General features: G+C 61.0%; 11 protein-coding genes. 7 read left to right on the forward strand and 4 right to left on the reverse strand.

All coding sequences use genetic code 11. The features are described from left to right. Positions 1-28 precede the first annotated feature (28 nt). The 5 genes from AC1RME_RS17790 to AC1RME_RS17810 are packed head-to-tail and all read left to right on the forward strand — an operon-like array spanning position 29 to position 8,349. Positions 29-2,302, forward strand: coding sequence for a GGDEF/EAL domain-containing response regulator (locus AC1RME_RS17790; protein ID WP_096818517.1), 2,274 nt, complete (start codon positions 29-31; stop codon positions 2,300-2,302). Next, entirely contained in the window at positions 2,299-4,173 is a 1,875-nt protein-coding gene (locus AC1RME_RS17795; RefSeq protein WP_096818519.1) for a putative bifunctional diguanylate cyclase/phosphodiesterase, read from the forward strand. Before AC1RME_RS17790 ends, AC1RME_RS17795 begins: the two co-directional genes overlap by 4 nt. After that, positions 4,170-5,138, forward strand: a complete 969-nt coding sequence (locus AC1RME_RS17800; protein WP_096818521.1) for a cytochrome-c peroxidase — start codon at positions 4,170-4,172, stop codon at positions 5,136-5,138. The genes AC1RME_RS17795 and AC1RME_RS17800 overlap by 4 nt, the downstream gene beginning before the upstream one ends. Continuing rightward, the gene (locus AC1RME_RS17805) at positions 5,135-6,949 is read left to right on the forward strand and encodes a DAHL domain-containing protein (RefSeq protein WP_096818523.1); all 1,815 of its coding nucleotides are present in this window, start codon (positions 5,135-5,137) and stop codon (positions 6,947-6,949) included. Before AC1RME_RS17800 ends, AC1RME_RS17805 begins: the two co-directional genes overlap by 4 nt. After that, the gene (locus tag AC1RME_RS17810) at positions 6,946-8,349 is read left to right on the forward strand and encodes an ATP-binding protein (protein WP_096818524.1); all 1,404 of its coding nucleotides are present in this window, start codon (positions 6,946-6,948) and stop codon (positions 8,347-8,349) included. The genes AC1RME_RS17805 and AC1RME_RS17810 overlap by 4 nt, the downstream gene beginning before the upstream one ends. Before the next feature lie 12 nt (positions 8,350-8,361). Here the strand turns inward: AC1RME_RS17810 and AC1RME_RS17815 are convergent, their stop codons facing one another. After that, complete coding sequence (locus tag AC1RME_RS17815; protein ID WP_096818526.1) at positions 8,362-9,687, reverse strand: APC family permease; 1,326 nt, start codon at positions 9,685-9,687, stop codon at positions 8,362-8,364. 221 nt (positions 9,688-9,908) lie between these two features. Next, a complete protein-coding gene (locus AC1RME_RS17820; RefSeq protein WP_096818528.1) occupies positions 9,909-10,730 on the reverse strand; it encodes a carbon-nitrogen hydrolase family protein in 822 nt (273 codons plus the stop codon). A 125-nt stretch (positions 10,731-10,855) separates the two neighbouring features. Here AC1RME_RS17820 and AC1RME_RS17825 point away from each other — a divergent pair, with 125 nt between their 5' ends. Continuing rightward, entirely contained in the window at positions 10,856-11,656 is an 801-nt protein-coding gene (locus AC1RME_RS17825; protein ID WP_096818529.1) for a helix-turn-helix transcriptional regulator, read from the forward strand. A gap of 36 nt (positions 11,657-11,692) precedes the next feature. After that, a complete protein-coding gene (locus tag AC1RME_RS17830; RefSeq protein ID WP_096818530.1) occupies positions 11,693-13,312 on the forward strand; it encodes an FMN-binding glutamate synthase family protein in 1,620 nt (539 codons plus the stop codon). Positions 13,313-13,344: 32 nt separating this feature from the next. Here the strand turns inward: AC1RME_RS17830 and AC1RME_RS17835 are convergent, their stop codons facing one another. After that, entirely contained in the window at positions 13,345-14,850 is a 1,506-nt protein-coding gene (locus AC1RME_RS17835; protein ID WP_096818532.1) for a glucosyltransferase domain-containing protein, read from the reverse strand. 170 nt (positions 14,851-15,020) lie between these two features. Continuing rightward, positions 15,021-16,442, reverse strand: coding sequence for an amino acid permease (locus tag AC1RME_RS17840; RefSeq protein WP_096818534.1), 1,422 nt, complete (start codon positions 16,440-16,442; stop codon positions 15,021-15,023). Between the last annotated feature and the right edge of the window lie 486 nt (positions 16,443-16,928).

Genomic DNA, 16,928 nt, shown 5'->3' on the forward strand with positions numbered 1-16,928 from the left:
ACGTGCGTGAACTTGCGGGTATTGCGCCATGAGTGCGCAACTCGGGCAAATCAATCGTCGCGTACTGATCGTCGACGATACGGCGTCGATCCACGGCGATTTCGAGAAGATCCTCAAACCCGCCACGATTGAAGACGACAGCCTGGACGAAACCGAAAGCCTGCTGTTCGGCACCCCGTCCACCGCGTCTGCCACGCAAAAAGAACATTTCGAGCTGGATTCGGCCTTTCAGGGGCGCGAAGCCCTGGACAAGGTCGAGGCCGCCCTGGCCGCTGGTCGTCCTTACGCCATGGCCTTCATCGACATGCGCATGCCACCGGGCTGGGACGGCCTGGAAACCATCGAACGGCTCTGGCAGGTCGATCCCAAGCTGCAAGTGGCCCTGTGCACCGCCTACTCCGACTACTCCTGGGAAGACATCGACGAGCGGTTGCCGCTGAACGATCGCCTGCTGATCCTGAAAAAACCCTTCGATGCGATCGAAATCCGCCAGATGGCCAGCGCTCTGACCGTCAAATGGCAAATGACCGAAGACGCCGCGCTGAAGATGAACCTGCTGGAACAAGCCGTGCAGGACCGCACGCGGGAGCTGTCCGACGCCAACATCATCGTGCAGAACAGCCCGACCATCCTTTACCGGTTGCGCGGCGAGCCATCGTTTCCGCTGATGTACATCTCCCACAACATCACCCGCTACGGACATGTCGCGGCCGATCTGGTGGGGGCGGCCAACTGGGCGCAGGTGCTGATTCACCCGGACGATCAGGCCAATGTCGATGCCGCCATGGCGCGGGTGCTGGACCGGCATGCCCTGGGCGCTTCGATCGAGTTTCGCCTGCGCACCGGTCAGGGCACCTGGCGCTGGGTGGAGAACCGCTACATCCCGGTGCGCGACCACGACGGCCGGCTGCTGGAAGTGGAAGGCATCATCCTCGACATCACCGAACGCCGGGTGGCCGAGGAGAAAATGGCCCAACTGGCCCGTACGGACGGCCTCACCGGGCTGGCCAATCGCGCCACACTGATCGAACGCCTGCATCAAGCCTTTGCCGCCGCACGTCGGGGGGCGGCGCCATTCGCGGTGTTTTACCTGGACCTGGATCACTTCAAGCGAATCAACGACACCCTCGGTCATCCGGTCGGCGACCTGCTGTTGCAGCAAGTGGCACAACGGATCAAATCCGGCGTTCGGGAAAACGATGTAGTGGCGCGTCTGGGTGGTGATGAATTCGCGATCCTGCAACTGGACGTCAGCGAACCGACCCAATCCGCCGCCATGGCCACCAAGATCCTCGAGGCTCTGCAGGCGCCCTATCAACTGGCCGGCAACGCCGTGCGCATTTCGGTCAGCATCGGCATCAGCAGCTATAGCCCCGCCAGCTTCGATGCCGACAGCCTGTTGGGACAGGCCGACATGGCGCTGTACCGCGCCAAGGAATCCGGACGCAATCAGTATCACTTCCACTCCGAGGAAATCACCCGGGAGGTGGCCGAGCGCATGGTCCTTGCCGAAGAGTTGACGACGGCCCTCACCCAGGGAGGGCTGAAGCTCGATTACATGCCGGAAGTGGACCTGCACAGCGGCAAGATTCTCGGCATGGCCGCGCAGGTCAGTTGGCAACATCCCAGGCTTGGCCTGCTGCCGGCGTCGGCCTTCGTACCGGCGGCAGAAAAGACCGGCGCAATCATTCCACTCGGACGCTGGATCCTCGATCACGCTTGCTGGCAGATGCGTCAGTGGCAAAACGAGGGAGTGGCGCCACCGGTGATGGCGATCAAGATTTCCCTGGCACAGCTCAAGTCCGGTCCCGAACTGATCTACGACGTGTTGCGCACCACGGCCCGCTGGGAGCTGGCGCCATGGGATCTGCGTTTCGATGTCACCGAAGCCACACTGGCCCAGACCCAATGGACACACAACGATGCGTTGCCGCGCCTGCGCGAGTTGGGTGTGACCATCGCCATCGATGATTTCGGCACCGAATACTCATCGTTCGACTACCTGAAAACCTACCGGGTCAATCACCTCAAACTCGCCCAGTCCCTGATCGACAATGCGGCTCAGGATGAAGACGGCGCCAATCGGCTGCGGGCGATCGTCAATTTCGCCCGGGACCTGGCAATCGACATCAGCGCCGAAGGCGTCACGCCTGAGGATCAGGGCAGTGCCCTGGTGTCCTGCGCACCGTTGAAAAACGTGCAGGGCTTCAGCTTGAGCGAAGCGGTCAGCCCTGAACAGGCAGCCCGACTGCTGAAGGACTGGAGTGCGGCCGCCCCGCTGCCCAAGGAGGATGAAGGATGAAAACGCCTTTTCCCCAGACCAACCGGCGGATTCTGATCGTCGACGATACGCCGGCGATCCATGCCGATTTCCGCAAGATCCTCGCCCCCGAAAGCGGTGGCGAAGCGGATCTGAGTGGTCTTGAACAAACGCTGTTCGGTACCCGCCAGTCGCCGCACCTGACCTTCCAGCTCGACTCTGCCTACCAGGGCCAGGAAGCCTTGAAACTGGTGCAACACGCGCTGGACGAAGGCCGTCCCTATGCCCTCGCCTTCACCGACATGCGGATGCCGCCCGGCTGGGATGGTCTGGAAACCATTGAAAAACTGTGGGAGGTCGATCCCAACCTGCAAATCGCGCTGTGCACCGCCTACTCCGACTACAGCTGGGAAGCCATGGCCGAGCGCCTGGAGTTCGGCGATCAGTTACTGATCCTGAAAAAACCGTTCGACACCCTGGAAATCCGGCAGATGGCCAATGCCCTGACCTGGAAATGGCAACTGGCCCAGGACGCGGCGCTGAAGATGCTCAGCCTCGAACAAACCATCGAGGCGCGCGTGCACGAGTTGCTCAAGGTCTCGCACCTGTTGCAGTACGACAGCCTCACGGGCCTGCCCAACAGCACCTTGCTCGGTGACCGTCTGACTCAGTCACTGGCCGCTTGCCGGCGCCATGACAAACAACTGGTGGTGATGTTTCTCGGCCTGGATCGCTTCAAGCGCATCAACAATGCCCTGGGCCATCCGGCGGGCGACGAGATGCTCAAACGGGTCGGCCAGCAACTGCTGGCCTGCGTGCGCGAATCGGACTCGGTCTTTCGCTATGGCTCCGACGAGTTCGTGGTGATGCTCAGCGACATCATCCACCCGCAGCAGACGCGCAGCATCGCCGAAAAACTGCTGGCGGCCATCCGTGAGCCACAGACGATTGTCGGTCACGACGTCAGTGTCACCGCCAGCGTGGGCATCAGTATTTATCCGGACGACGGACTGGAAGCCATCGACCTGATCAAAAAAGCCGAAACGGCCATGCGCAATGCCAAGGAAAGCGGCCCGAACGAGATCGGTTTCTTCATCGAGGCCATGAACCAGCGCGCCCGGGAACAGCAAGGCATCGAATCGGGCATTCGCCAGGCCCTGCAACGGCACGAATTCGTCCTGCACTACCAGCCGAAAATCGATCTGGGCAGCGGCCGGGTGGTGGGCGCCGAAGCGCTGGTGCGCTGGCAAAAACCGGGACATGGCTGGGTGTATCCATCGGAGTTCATCCCGGTGGCCGAAGACAGCGGCCTGATCGTGCCTCTGAGCAAATGGGTGCTGGGCGAAGCTTGTCGTCAGACGCGGGACTGGCAAAAAGCCGGGCTGCCGCCGATCCGCATGTCGGTCAACACCTCGGCCATCGACTTTCGCCAGCGCCTCTTTGTCGAGGGCATCGAACAGGTGCTGGAAGAGACCGGGCTGGATCCCGTGCTGCTGGAACTGGAGATCACCGAGGGCGTGCTGATGCAGAACGTCGACGCGACCATGAGCGCGTTGAACCGGTTGAAAGCGCTGGGGGTCAAGCTGGCCATCGATGATTTCGGGACTGGGTATTCCAGCCTGAGTTACCTGCGGCGGTTCCCCATCGATGTGCTGAAAATCGATCAGTCGTTCATTCGCGGCCTGAGCCATGACAGCAGCGATGCCGCGCTGGTCGGCGCGATCATCAGCCTGGGCAAGAGCCTGAACCTGAACGTCATCGCCGAAGGGGTGGAGACCGCGCAACAGTTGGCTTTTCTCAGGTCCCACCACTGCGAGGAAGGCCAGGGCTACTACTTCAGCAAGGCCCTGCCGGCGGACGCCTTCGCCCGCCTGCTGATGACCGGGTTGCCGGGGCCATGGAGCGCATCATGAACACGCCGCCGAGGTGCCCGTCCCGCAGCGTTCTGTTCCTGCTGCTGTTCGTTCCCTGCGCCAATACCGTTGCCGCGCCGCTGGACGAGCCGCTGAAACCCTTGCCCGAGATTCCGAAACAGGACCCGAAACGCGTCGAACTGGGTCGCCAGCTTTTCCACGATCCACGGCTATCGGTCAACAACACCCTGTCCTGCGCCAGTTGCCATCAACTGGACAAAAACGGGGCCGACAGCCGCGCCTTTTCCCCGGGCTTCGATGGACAACCGGTGGCGGTCAACACGCCGACCGTGCTCAACGCCAGCCTCAATTTCCGCCAGTTCTGGGACGGTCGCGTCGAAACGCTGGAAGAGCAGACCAATGTCGTCATCACCAGCCCCCACGAAATGGGCAGCGACTGGAACACTGTTGTGCAACGGATCGCCGACGAACCCGACTATCGCCAGTCTTTCAGCGCCGCCTACCCGGATGCCGTGACGAAAGCCAATATCCAGAACGCCCTGGCGGCCTACGAACGCACGCTGCTGACACCCGACTCACGCTTCGATCAGTACCTTTTGGGCAACACGGACATCCTGACCCTGGATGAAAAATACGGCTATCAGCGCTTCAAGGACTACGGCTGCATCGCCTGCCATCAGGGGGTGAACATCGGCGGCAACATGTTCCAGAAGTTCGGGGTGTTCGGCGACTACATCGCCGATCGCGGCAACCCGACACTGGCCGACCAGGGGCGGTTCAACGTGACCGGCGACGAAGACGATCGCGCCGTGTTCAAGGTGCCGAGCCTGCGCAACGTCGCGCTGACCGCGCCGTACTTTCACGACGGCTCGGCGCCCACCCTCGAACGGGCCGTGGACGTGATGTTCCAGTATCAGTTGGGCCGCATGCCGAGCGAGGAAGACAAGGCGCTGATCATCGAGTTTCTCAAGACCCTGACCGGGCACTGGGAGGGCAAACCATGATGAAGATGTCACGCCGGGTCAGCCTGATATTGCTCGGGCTCGTCGCCGTGCTGCTGGCCTCGACCCTGGTTTTTCTGTACCTCAAGTCCAGCTCCGAGCAGACCACGACCTACACCGAATCCCGGGACCTGATCCGCCAGATCAAGCAACAGGACGCCCTGTGGGAAAGCGAAATCCTCAAGGCCCGGGTGGCGATCTCGCACAATTACGACCCGCTGGTTTCACCGATGAACGAGATGAACCGCCTGTGGGCACGCTTCGACACCATGGAGTCCGGGCACGGGCGCAACGACTCCACGCAATGGGATGAGGCCCACGAAGGGTTCCTGAAAGCCATGCAGGAAAAGACCCGCCTGGTCGAACAGTTCAAGTCGCACAACGCGTTGTTGCGCAACTCCCTGGCGTTTCTGCCGACCGCCGAGGATGACATTCAGGCGCAACTGACCAATCTGTCCGACCTCGACAAGATTCAATTGCAGAACATCGTCACCGACACCTATGACCTGCTGCTCAGCGCACTGGAATTCGCCCAGGTCGCCTCCGACGACAAGGCGGCCGATATCGAGCTGGGTTTGAACAAACTCACGGTGAACGCGCAACGCTTGCCCCGGGACTTCCAGACGCCGATCAGGATCCTGAGCAATCACATCACCCTGATCCTGCGCGAGCAGCCGATCGTCAACCGCCTGCTCGACCAGATCGAAGCCATTCCCGTGGCCGAGCGCTTGGATACCATCACCAACATGCTCGATCAGGATCAGCAGCGGGTCGAAAAGATCGACCAGAAATACCATTTCTACCTGCTGCTGTTTTCCGTCCTGCTGATGTTGTCACTGCTGTGGCTGGCCATCCGGCTGATCCGCAGCTTCGCCGAGATCAACCGGGTCAACGCGGCCCTGCAGACCGCCAACGATGTGCTGGAACAAAGGGTCGATGAACGGACCCGCGAGCTCAAGAACGTCCAGAGCGAATTGCTCGACGCCGCGCGCCAGGCCGGCATGGCCGAGATCGCGACCAACGTGTTGCACAACGTCGGCAACGTGCTCAACAGCGTGAACATTTCCTCCGACCTGATCTCGCGAAAACTGCGCAGCAGCAAGGCCCTGGGATTGGGCAAGGCCATGCAGCTGATCAACGAACACCCCGACGACCTCGGAACGTTCCTGACCGAGGACGCCAAGGGCAAGCTGCTGCCCGGCTACCTCAACCAACTGGTAGGCGCCATCGCCCAGGAACAGCAGGAAATGGCCGACGAACTGGCCCAGATGAACAAGAGCGTCGATCACATCAAGGACATCGTCGCCACCCAGCAATCCTATGCCGGGGCCAACAGCATGACCGAGCCGCTGTACATCAACGAACTGCTCGAAGACGCCCTGCGCATGAATGCCGGCGCACTCACCCGGCACCATGTCACGGTGGTCAAGGAATACGGCGACGTGCCTCAGGTGATGGGCGACAAACACCGTTTGCTGCTGATCCTGATCAACCTCATCAGCAACGCCAAGTACGCGATGTCCGACCTCAGCAACCGCCCACGGACCATGACCCTGGGCGTGAAGATCGTCGACGAGAGTTTTCTGGAAATCAGCGTCAGGGACGATGGCGAAGGCATCGCCCCGGAAAACATGACACGGATCTTTGCCCACGGCTTCACGACCCGCAAGGAGGGTCATGGCTTCGGCCTGCACAGCTGCGCCCTGGCGGCCATCGAGATGAACGGCCATCTCACCGCCCACAGTGACGGGCCGGGGCTGGGCGCCATGTTCACCCTGCAGATTCCGCTGATCACCGTAACGGAGAACGCATGAGCGAACTGTCGAACCGCCGCATTCTGCTGATCGATGACATGCCGTCGATCCACGAAGACTTTCGCAAGATCCTCGCCCCGACCCAGGCGCAGTCAGCGGAACTGGACGAGATGGAAGCGGCCCTGTTCGGCGCACCTGCCAAGCCCCGGCGAGCAACGTTCGAACTGGACTCGGCCTATGGCGGTGAAGAAGGCCTGGCCAAACTCAACCTGGCGTTGCAGGAGCAGTGCCCGTACGCCCTGGCCTTTGTCGACATGCGCATGCCCGACGGTTGGGACGGGGCGAAAACCATCGAGCATCTCTGGCAACAGGATCCGCAATTGCAGGTGGTGGTTTGCACCGCATATTCCGACTATTCCTGGGACGAACTGCTGGATCGCCTGCACGCCCATGACCGGTTGCTGATCCTGAAAAAGCCGTTCGACAACATCGAAGTCCAGCAGATGGCCAACACCCTGCTGACCAAATGGCAGATGACCGAACGCGCGTCGCTGCAAATGCATCACCTGGAACATTTGGTTGACCAGCGCACCGCCCAGTTCAAGCAGGCCAGCGAAGCCTTGCAGCGAGAGATCGACGAACGCAAGCAACTGGAAGGCCAGTTGGTGCAGTCGGAAAAACTCGCGTCGCTGGGGCAACTGGCGGCCGGGGTTGCCCATGAAATCAACAACCCGATCGGGTTCATTTCCTCCAACCTCGGCACGCTCGACGGTTACTTCCAGCAGTTGCTGGCCATGCTCGGCGCCTATCACGCCGCCGGGCAGACCCTGGCCGCCGAGCCCGCTGCGCAGTTGCAGCAACTGCGCGAACACCTCGAAGTGGATTTTCTGCTCGAAGACATTCCGGTGCTGATCCGCGAATCCAAGGAGGGCATCGGCCGGGTCGGGCAGATCGTCAAGGACCTCAAGGACTTCTCCCGGGTCGATACCCAGCAGCAATGGCAGTGGGCGAACCTGCAACAGGGCATCGATTCGACCCTGAACATCGTCGCCAGCGAACTCAAGTACAAGGCCGATGTGGTCAAGGAGTATCAAGACCTTCCGGACATCGAATGCCTGCCCTCGCAGATCAATCAGGTGATCATGAACCTGGTGGTCAACGCGGCGCAGGCCATGGGCGCCGAACGCGGCACCATTACCCTGCGCACCGCTGTGCAGGGGGAGTCGGCGATCATCGAAGTGGCCGACAACGGCTCGGGCATTGCGCCCGAGACCCTGCAGAAAATCTTCGACCCGTTTTTCACGACCAAACCCGTAGGCCAGGGGACAGGGCTGGGGTTGTCCCTGTCCTATGGCATCGTGAAGAAACACGGCGGGGACATTTCCGTCAGCAGCACGCCGGGGACCGGCACAACCTTTCGCGTGCAACTGCCATTGCGCCAGACCCGGCCTGCAGCCTGAGGTCAGGTCAGTTCAGGTCGCTTCCTGGAAATCCATTTCCGGTGGCTGGCGACGGAATCCGCCGGTCAGCACCGCCAGATACACCACGCCAATCGCCAGCCAGCTCAGGCCCAGGTACACCGCCAGGTGATCGAGGCTGACCATCAGCCACAAGTCCGCGACCAGGCCGATGAACGGGAAGACCAGAAACAGCACCAGCTCGCGCAGGCCTTTTTTCTCGCCACCGATCCAGTAGTGAAAAATCACCGACAGGTTGACCAGACTGAAGGCCAGGAACGCGCCGAAGTTGATGAACGAGGTCGACGTGGTCACATCGAGTTTCAGCGCCAGCAAGGCCACCACCGCGCAGAGCAGGATGCTGTTGACCGGCGTGCCGAAGCGCTCGTGCAAGGTGCCGAAGAACGACTTGGGCAACACACCGTCACGGCCCATCGCGAACAGCAGCCGCGAACCACTGGCCTGGGCGGACAGACCCGAGGCGAACTGACCGACAATCAGGCCGATCAGGAAGATCGAGACGAACAGGTCACCACCAATGTTGCGTGCAATTTCGTAGGCCGCCGAGTCGACGTTGTCGAACTGGAACGACGGATGCGCGATCTGCACGAAGTACGACACACCGACGAAGATCAGCCCGCCGATCAGGGTGATCAGCATGATTGCCCGAGGGATGGTGCGGCGCGGGTCGCGGGTTTCTTCAGTGAGGGTGCTGACCGCATCGAAACCGAGGAACGAGTAGCAGGCGATAGCCGCGCCACTCATGATCAGCGGCATCTGCATGTCGCCGTTGAAGAACGGTTTGATCGACCACAGCGGTGTGCTGGCATCACCGCCGATGTAATGCACGCACAGGGCGACGAAAGCGACCAGCACCAGAAACTGCACCAGCATCAGCAAGGCGTTGATGCCGTTGGCCAGCTTCAGGCCGATGATGTTGATCGCGCTGGTGATACCGATGAACGCCAGCACCCAGATCCACTGCGGGATCGACGGGAAGGCCGAAGCGAGGTACGCGGCGCCGATCAGCCAGATCGCCATCGGCAAAAACAGGTAATCGAGCAGCACCGCCCAACCGGCGATGAAACCGAGTTTCGGGCTGATGGCCTTGCGCACATAGCTGTAGGCCGAACCGGCCACCGGAAACGCGGCGGCCATGTGGCCGTAACTCATGGCGGTGAAGAACATCGCCACCAGTGCCGCCAGATACGCGGCCGGCACCATGCCGGCGGTGGATTGGGCGAGGATGCCGAACGTGCCGAGGACAATGATCGGCGTCATGTAGGCGATGCCGAACAGCACCACCGACCCCAGCGAAAGGGTGCGTTGCAAACGAGCCATGGGCGACTTACTCCGGATTTTATTGGATTTATGGCAGAGGCCGAGTTCGGCGAATGTTTCGGGTGTTGCTTTGTTGTTTTGGGTACAACTCAAAGGTTTGATCGTTCCCACGCTCCGCGTGGGAATGCCTCCATGGACGCTCCGCGTCCGCTCTTTGGACGCAGAGCGTCCCGGCTGCATGCCCACGCAGAGCGTGGGCACGATCGGATATCTTCTGTTCTTTAGCGCGAAGGGATCAGCAGCTCTCGTACTCCCGAGGCGTGTTCAACCACCTCCCCCGGCAACCTCAACCGCTGATCATCCAGATAGCGGTAATCCTTGCGCGCCAGTTCCAACTGGCCGAAATCCAGTTCAACGTTGAACCGCCCTTCCTCACGCCCGGCCTCGAACAGCACCGTACCCAGCGGATCCACCAGCGCACTGCCGCCGGCAAACATCAACCCGTCATCCCCGGCTTCCACACGGTTGACCATCAGCGCAAACGCCTGGTTTTCCTGGGCCCGGGCCATGATCGCGGTGCGGTGAGTCGGCCCGTACGGATCCATGTTGCCGTTGGTGACGATCAGCAATTCAGCGCCCAGTTGCGCCAGGGCGCGGGCCGATTCCGGGAACTCGATGTCGTAGCAGATCAACAGGCCGACCCGCACGCCGTTCCACAGGCACGTGGCGTAACGGTCGCCGGCCTCGAATACACCGCGATCCGACGCCCAGAGGTGGGTCTTGCGGTATTTCAGGGCGATGCCTTCGGGGGTGATCAGCAGCGTGGTGTTGTAGAAACGGCCGTTGTCGTTTTCGGCCATGCCGATCACCACGGCGATGTTGCTTTCGCGGGCGGCGGCCTGCACGGCGCTGACAGTCGGACCGTCTACCGCTTCGGCGATCTGCGCCACGGTGTCAGCGGTCGGAAAGCCCATCAGGTGGGTCTCGGGGAACACGATCAGTTGCGTGTCGGCCGGGCACGCGGCAATCGCCGCCAGGGCGCGTTCGAGGTTGTACGCCGTGTCTTTGTCACGGCCCGCCAGTTGGGCGAGTTCGACTTTCATGGGGAGTCCTTGTTATGAGCGCCGGGCGCCGAAAGATTGCCCGGCGGCTGTCTGTGGGCCAGTATGCTTCGCATTCGACTGGCCAGGGAATTACGCGGCCGGGGTAACCCGATAGGGGTAGAGGCATGATTCTTTCGTTTGACGACATCACCTGGCACCGCGCCGTCGGGCAGTTGATCGACGCCCTCGACAAGCCGAATTTCTGGGCGCAACTGGTGCGCCTGCTCGACCAGTACGTCCCGTTCGATAGCTGGGTGGCGCTGCTGTTCAGCGCCGACCGTCACCCTCAGGTGTTCGCCGAATGCCCGGGCGAAGACGGCAGTCCCGACCAGTTGTTCCAGGATTATCTGCGCGGGTTGTATCTGCTCGACCCGTTCTACATCGCCTGTCGCGAGCAATCGCGCACCGGGTTGTATCGCCTGTCGGAGGTCGCGCCGGAGCATTTCGAGCTGACCGAGTATTACCAGCGATACTTTCGTCTGAATGTGGTGGCCGACGAAATCCAGTTCAATTGCCAGCTCGAAGGCGACCGCACGCTGTGCCTGTCACTGGGCAGCAAGCAGCGCTTCAGCGGCGAGCAGATCGCCCTGCTGTCGCTGATCCAGCCGTGGGTGCTTGGCCTGTTGCGCCAGCGCCTGCCCTACGAAATCAATGAAATCGTCGCCCTCGCCCCGTCGCCGGCGCAACCGGACTGGCGGGTGCAACTCGAAGCGTCGGTGCAGCAACTCAAGGGCGCACAACTGACCGCCCGGGAACTGGATGTCGGGCGTTTGATGCTCAGCGGTTGCTCCAGTAAAGAAATCGCCCGTAAGCTGGAAATCTCTGTTGAAACCGTGAAAGTCCATAAGAAACACATGTACAGCAAGCTGGGGATCAAGTCCCAGTCGGAGCTGTTTTCGATCTTTCTGCAGGCGCAGAACGCCTGACTGCCGCAAAAAAACCGTCCGAACCAAGGAAACCGTATGAGCCTGTCACTCCTGAGCCGCTACGCCTTCTTTGCCGTCTGCGTGATTTTCACCCTCGCCAGCCTGCCCTTTCTCGACCATGACTGGTTGTGGCCGATCACCGCCGTCACCGGGGTGCTGAGCCTGATCGGTCTGTTCGACCTGATGCAGAGCCCGCACGCGGTACGCCGCAACTACCCGATCCTGGGCAACATCCGTTATCTGGTCGAGGGTATTCGCCCGGAAATCCGCCAGTACCTGCTGGAATCCGACAGCGACGCCCTGCCCTTTTCCCGCGCCCAGCGTTCGCTGGTGTACTCGCGGGCCAAGAACGAAAGCGCCGACAAACCGTTCGGCACCCTGATCGATGTGTATCAGTCCGGTTTCGAGTTCATCGGTCACTCGATGCGCCCGGCGCCGTTGAGCGACCCGAACAGCTTTCGCGTGACCGTTGGCGGCCCGCAATGCACCCAGCCGTACTCGGCGTCGGTGTTCAACATTTCGGCCATGAGTTTTGGCTCCCTCAGCGCCAACGCGATCCGCGCGCTGAACCAGGGTGCGAAACTCGGCAACTTCGCCCACGACACCGGTGAAGGCAGCATCAGCCCGTATCACCGCGAAAACGGCGGCGACCTGACCTGGGAACTGGGCAGCGGCTACTTCGGCTGCCGCACCAGCGACGGCCGTTTCGACCCGGAACGTTTCGCCGCCCAGGCGCAGACCCCGCAAGTGCGGATGATCGAAATCAAGATGAGCCAGGGCGCCAAACCCGGCCACGGCGGGATTCTGCCCAAGCACAAGGTGACCCAGGAAATCGCCGACACCCGCGGCATTTCCATGGGCGAAGACTGCATCTCACCGTCCCGCCACAGCGCGTTCTCCACGCCGATCGAGATGATGCATTTCATCCAGCAATTGCGTGAACTGTCCGGCGGTAAACCGGTGGGCTTCAAGTTCTGCCTCGGCCATCCGTGGGAGTTCATGGGCATCGCCAAGGCCATGCTGGAAACCGGCATCCTGCCGGACTTCATCGTGGTCGACGGCAAGGAAGGCGGCACTGGCGCCGCGCCGGTGGAGTTCACCGACCACATTGGCGTGCCGATGCGCGAAGGTCTGCTGTTCGTGCACAACACACTGGTCGGCCTGAATCTGCGGGACAAGATCAAACTCGGTGCCAGCGGCAAGATCGTCAGTGCGTTCGACATCGCCAGCGTGCTGGCCATCGGCGCCGACTGGGCCAACTCGGCGCGCGGCTTCATGTTCGCCATCGGCTGCATCCAGTCGCAAAGCTGCCACACCAACAAATGCCCGACCGGCGTCGCCACCCAGGACAATCTGCGCCAGCGCGCGCTGGTGGTGCCGGACAAGGCTCAGCGGGTCTACAACTTCCACCGCAATACGTTGAAGGCGCTGGCAGAAATGCTCGCCGCCGCCGGCCTCGAACATCCATCGCAACTGTCGGCCAAGCATCTGGTTCGGCGCATGTCGGCGACCGAGATCAAACTGTTCTCGCAGCTGCATGTGTTCCTGAAACCGGGGGAGTTGCTCACCGGGGAAGTGAACGGCGAGTTCTATTCGCGGATGTGGCAGATGGCGCGGGCGGACAGTTTTGAGCCGCAGGAGATCGCGGCCGCCTAGCGGTAACGCTCAGGGCATAGCACTTCGGATACTCACCAACTCAAGAGCCGACCATGGGGCGGCTCTTTCATGACGATGAAACCGTAATCGCCGATCAGATAGATGCGGTAATAGAGGCGATCCACCAGGGCTGGAAACCCCTGATAGCCGACGCGGGTGGCGTTCCGCCGTTCGCGTTCCGCGACCATGTTGGTGATACCGGCCGACGGCAGGTTTTCCGCGAGCATGAAGTAGTCGATGTTCAGCAAGTAGCGCAGCACCGGCAGTTGTTTGAACGTACCCTCCGCACCCGCCAGCCAGCGGTCGGAGTAAGTCACTGACAGATAAATCCGTTTGGCTTCGCGCAGTTCGCGATGGGAGGAAATGTCCTGGCTGAGGCTGTACAGGGCGCTATTGGCGAAGGTTTTTTCCATCATCAGCACCCGCCCGTAAGCGAAGGACAGCGACAACGTTGCCAGAAGCGGAATTGCCAACAACAGGGGCAGCCGCGAGTGCAGCGACGTCAACCCGACATAGGCCAGATAGAACAGCAAGATCAGCAGCACGCCGAACCCCATCAGGGTGCGTGCGCCTTCGTTGAAGTCGCGAAACAGCAGCGTCATGCCCGGCACCAGCAGCACAATCAACGGCAGCGTCAGCAGGCAGATAAATCCCAGGAGCAAACCTTGTGCGGTGGGCTCATTGCGCAGGCGAATCTGCCGTCCCAACCGCACACCACCGAACAGTGCACACAGCACCAACACAATAAACACCGTTGTGTAGCCGCCGTGAAACAGCAGCGCAACTTTCTCCATCACCCGACCGATATTGATGCCGATCTGCAACAGCGGATCAGCGCTACCGTTGAGCAACTCCGTGCGCCCGGATTCCGTGAACGGATAGGCCGTGACCGCATAGATCAGCACCGCCAGCACCAGTTGCGCCAGCCTCCATCCCGACAGGTGCCAGAACTCCGCCCACGGCACTCGCCGATGAACATTCCTCAGCAACTCCACACAACACAGCCCGAGAAACACATTGAGACTGACCTGATACAACCCGATCGCCAGCGCCAGTAACACCGACGGCACCAGCCATCGCTGTATTTTGGAATTACCACAAAAAGTGATCGCATAAATCACCGCGACCAGACTCAGGGCCATGCCGGCCCCGTCGTATTGATAGGACAGGTTCTGCAACAGGAACGGGTTGTACCAGAGCGGCAACGGCACCAGACAACAGGCCAGGGTCGGTTCGGGGAAATAGTGAAAGGTCAGTCGGGTCAGGGCCAATGACATGGCCAGCGTGGCGAGCAACAACGGCAAAGGAAAGATGTTCGGCGCAGCGCCGGTGAACGTCAGCGCCTGATACAGCCAGTCCATGAACAAGCGCCCCTGCCCGGCCCAGACATTGCCGGCAGCCAGGGTGCGCCAGTTGTCGTCGATGTAGGGGAAGTCGGCGAGGATCAGCGGCAGGATGTACAGCGTCGTGGCGAGCAGGAAAAACAGCACGACCTGACGGCGGCCGAGTTCTCGTACGAGAAAATCGCTCATCCTCATTTCAGTGCCTCTGTTCACCGCTGTGCTGATTTCGACAGTGATAAAGCTTGGAACATGACAAGGGATCAGAAGTCGTTTTCACCGGTCTTTCAGACCAGCGGCTTTAAACCTGCACCAACGAAAAAGCCCCGGCCAATCGACCGGGGCTTTCAAGTTTCAGCGCTGGCGTTTTACGACGCCGAACGCACCGCGCCCTGAGACGCATCGCTCGGTTGCAGCTTGAACACGTAGAACAACACGGTCAGCAGCACCAGGAACGCCGGGCCGACATACAGCGCCACGCGAGTGTCCGGGAAGTACGCCATCAGGCCTACCACCAGCACCAGGAACGCCAGCGCCAGATAGGAACTGACCGGGAACAGCCACATCTTGTACTTCAGGCCCGCACGTTCGCTGGCGCTCAGGCCTTTGCGGAATTTCAGCTGAGCCAGCAGGATCATCACCCAGGTCCAGATCGCACCGAAGGTGGCGATCGAGGTGACCCAGACGAAGACTTTTTCCGGCACCAGATAATTCAGCAGCACACCCAGCAGCAGGGCGAAAATCGACAGCAGCAATGCCCGACGCGGCACGCCGTTGCTCGACGTGCGGGCGAAACCGGCCGGCGCCTGACCGTTCTGCGCCAGGCTGTAGAGCATGCGCCCGGTGCTGAAGATGCCGCCGTTGCACGACGACAGTGCGGCGGTGATCACCACGAAGTTGATGATGCCGGCGGCGGTCTTGATGCCCAGACGCTCGAAGGTCATCACGAACGGACTGCCCTGAGTGCCGATTTCATTCCACGGGTAGATCGACAGGATCACGAACAGCGCGCCGACGTAGAACAACAGGATCCGCCAGAACACCGAGCCGATCGCATTGGGAATGGTCTTCTGCGGGTTCTTCGCTTCACCGGCGGTCAGGCCGATCATTTCCACACCCAGATAGGCGAACATCACCATCTGCAGGGACATCAACACGCCCGTCACGCCGTTGGGCATGAAGCCGCCGTGGGCCCACAGGTTGGAAATCCCCAGCGCCACACCGTCGTTGCCGAAACCGAAGGCAATGATGCCGATGCCGCCGAGCACCATGGCGATGATGGTGACGATCTTGATCAGGGCGAACCAGAACTCGAACTCACCGAAGGCCTTCACCGCGATCAAGTTGATCGAGCCCATGCTGATCAGCGCCGCCAGCGCCCAGATCCAGCGCGGGACATCGGGAAACCAGATGCCCATGTACACCGCCACCGCGGTGATTTCCGCGACGCAGGTCACCAGCCACAGGAACCAGTAGTTCCAGCCGGTCAGAAAGCCCGCCAGCGGGCCGAGATAATCCTGTGCGTAACGGCTGAAGGAGCCGGCGACCGGGTTGTGCACGGCCATCTCGCCGAGGGCGCGCATGATCACCAGGATCGCCAGACCACCGATGATGTAAGACAGCATGATCGCCGGGCCGGCCATTTCGATGGCCTTGGCCGAACCGAGAAACAGACCGACACCGATACAGGCGCCGAGCGCCATCAGGCGAATGTGCCGTTCGCCGAGTTCGCGTTTGAGCGGGCCGCCTTGAGCGGTCTCGCCATGAGGCAGGTGATTGCCTGTTGGCATTTGGGGACATCCTCGTCTTGTTATTGGATAGACCACCGTGTGTCGAAGCGTCGGCCGATAGGCCTTGGCTTCCCGACACCGCGCCTGCCTCGTGGGCAGATGCGTCCTGCAGGGCCAGACCTGGAGGATCAGCGGGCTGGCAGTATAAAAAGCTTCCAGCAGGAAATTTCACTCTAAAAGTCGCAATATTCAGCGACATAATTCGCCAATCATCGGACTTTCGAGACAAACACTCCTGAAAAAACCGGATTATTCACTGCCGAAATGGGCGCCGAGTATTGCACAGCAATGGTGCAGCGTCATGCCCCTACCCAAGTCGTATTTACCCGCGCACTGCTCTAATCCGGCCCTGTCAGGCTTGCAGTCCAGCATTGCGAAGCGACTGCCCGGTTTGCAGATTTGTTCAGGCTCGCCCCTTCACAATTTTTTCACCCGCGCCAACCACCGACTAAGCTTCAGACAAGTCCGATCAATCTGCGTGAATGG

The organism is Pseudomonas sp. GW822-FHT03F08 (assembly GCF_058801265.1).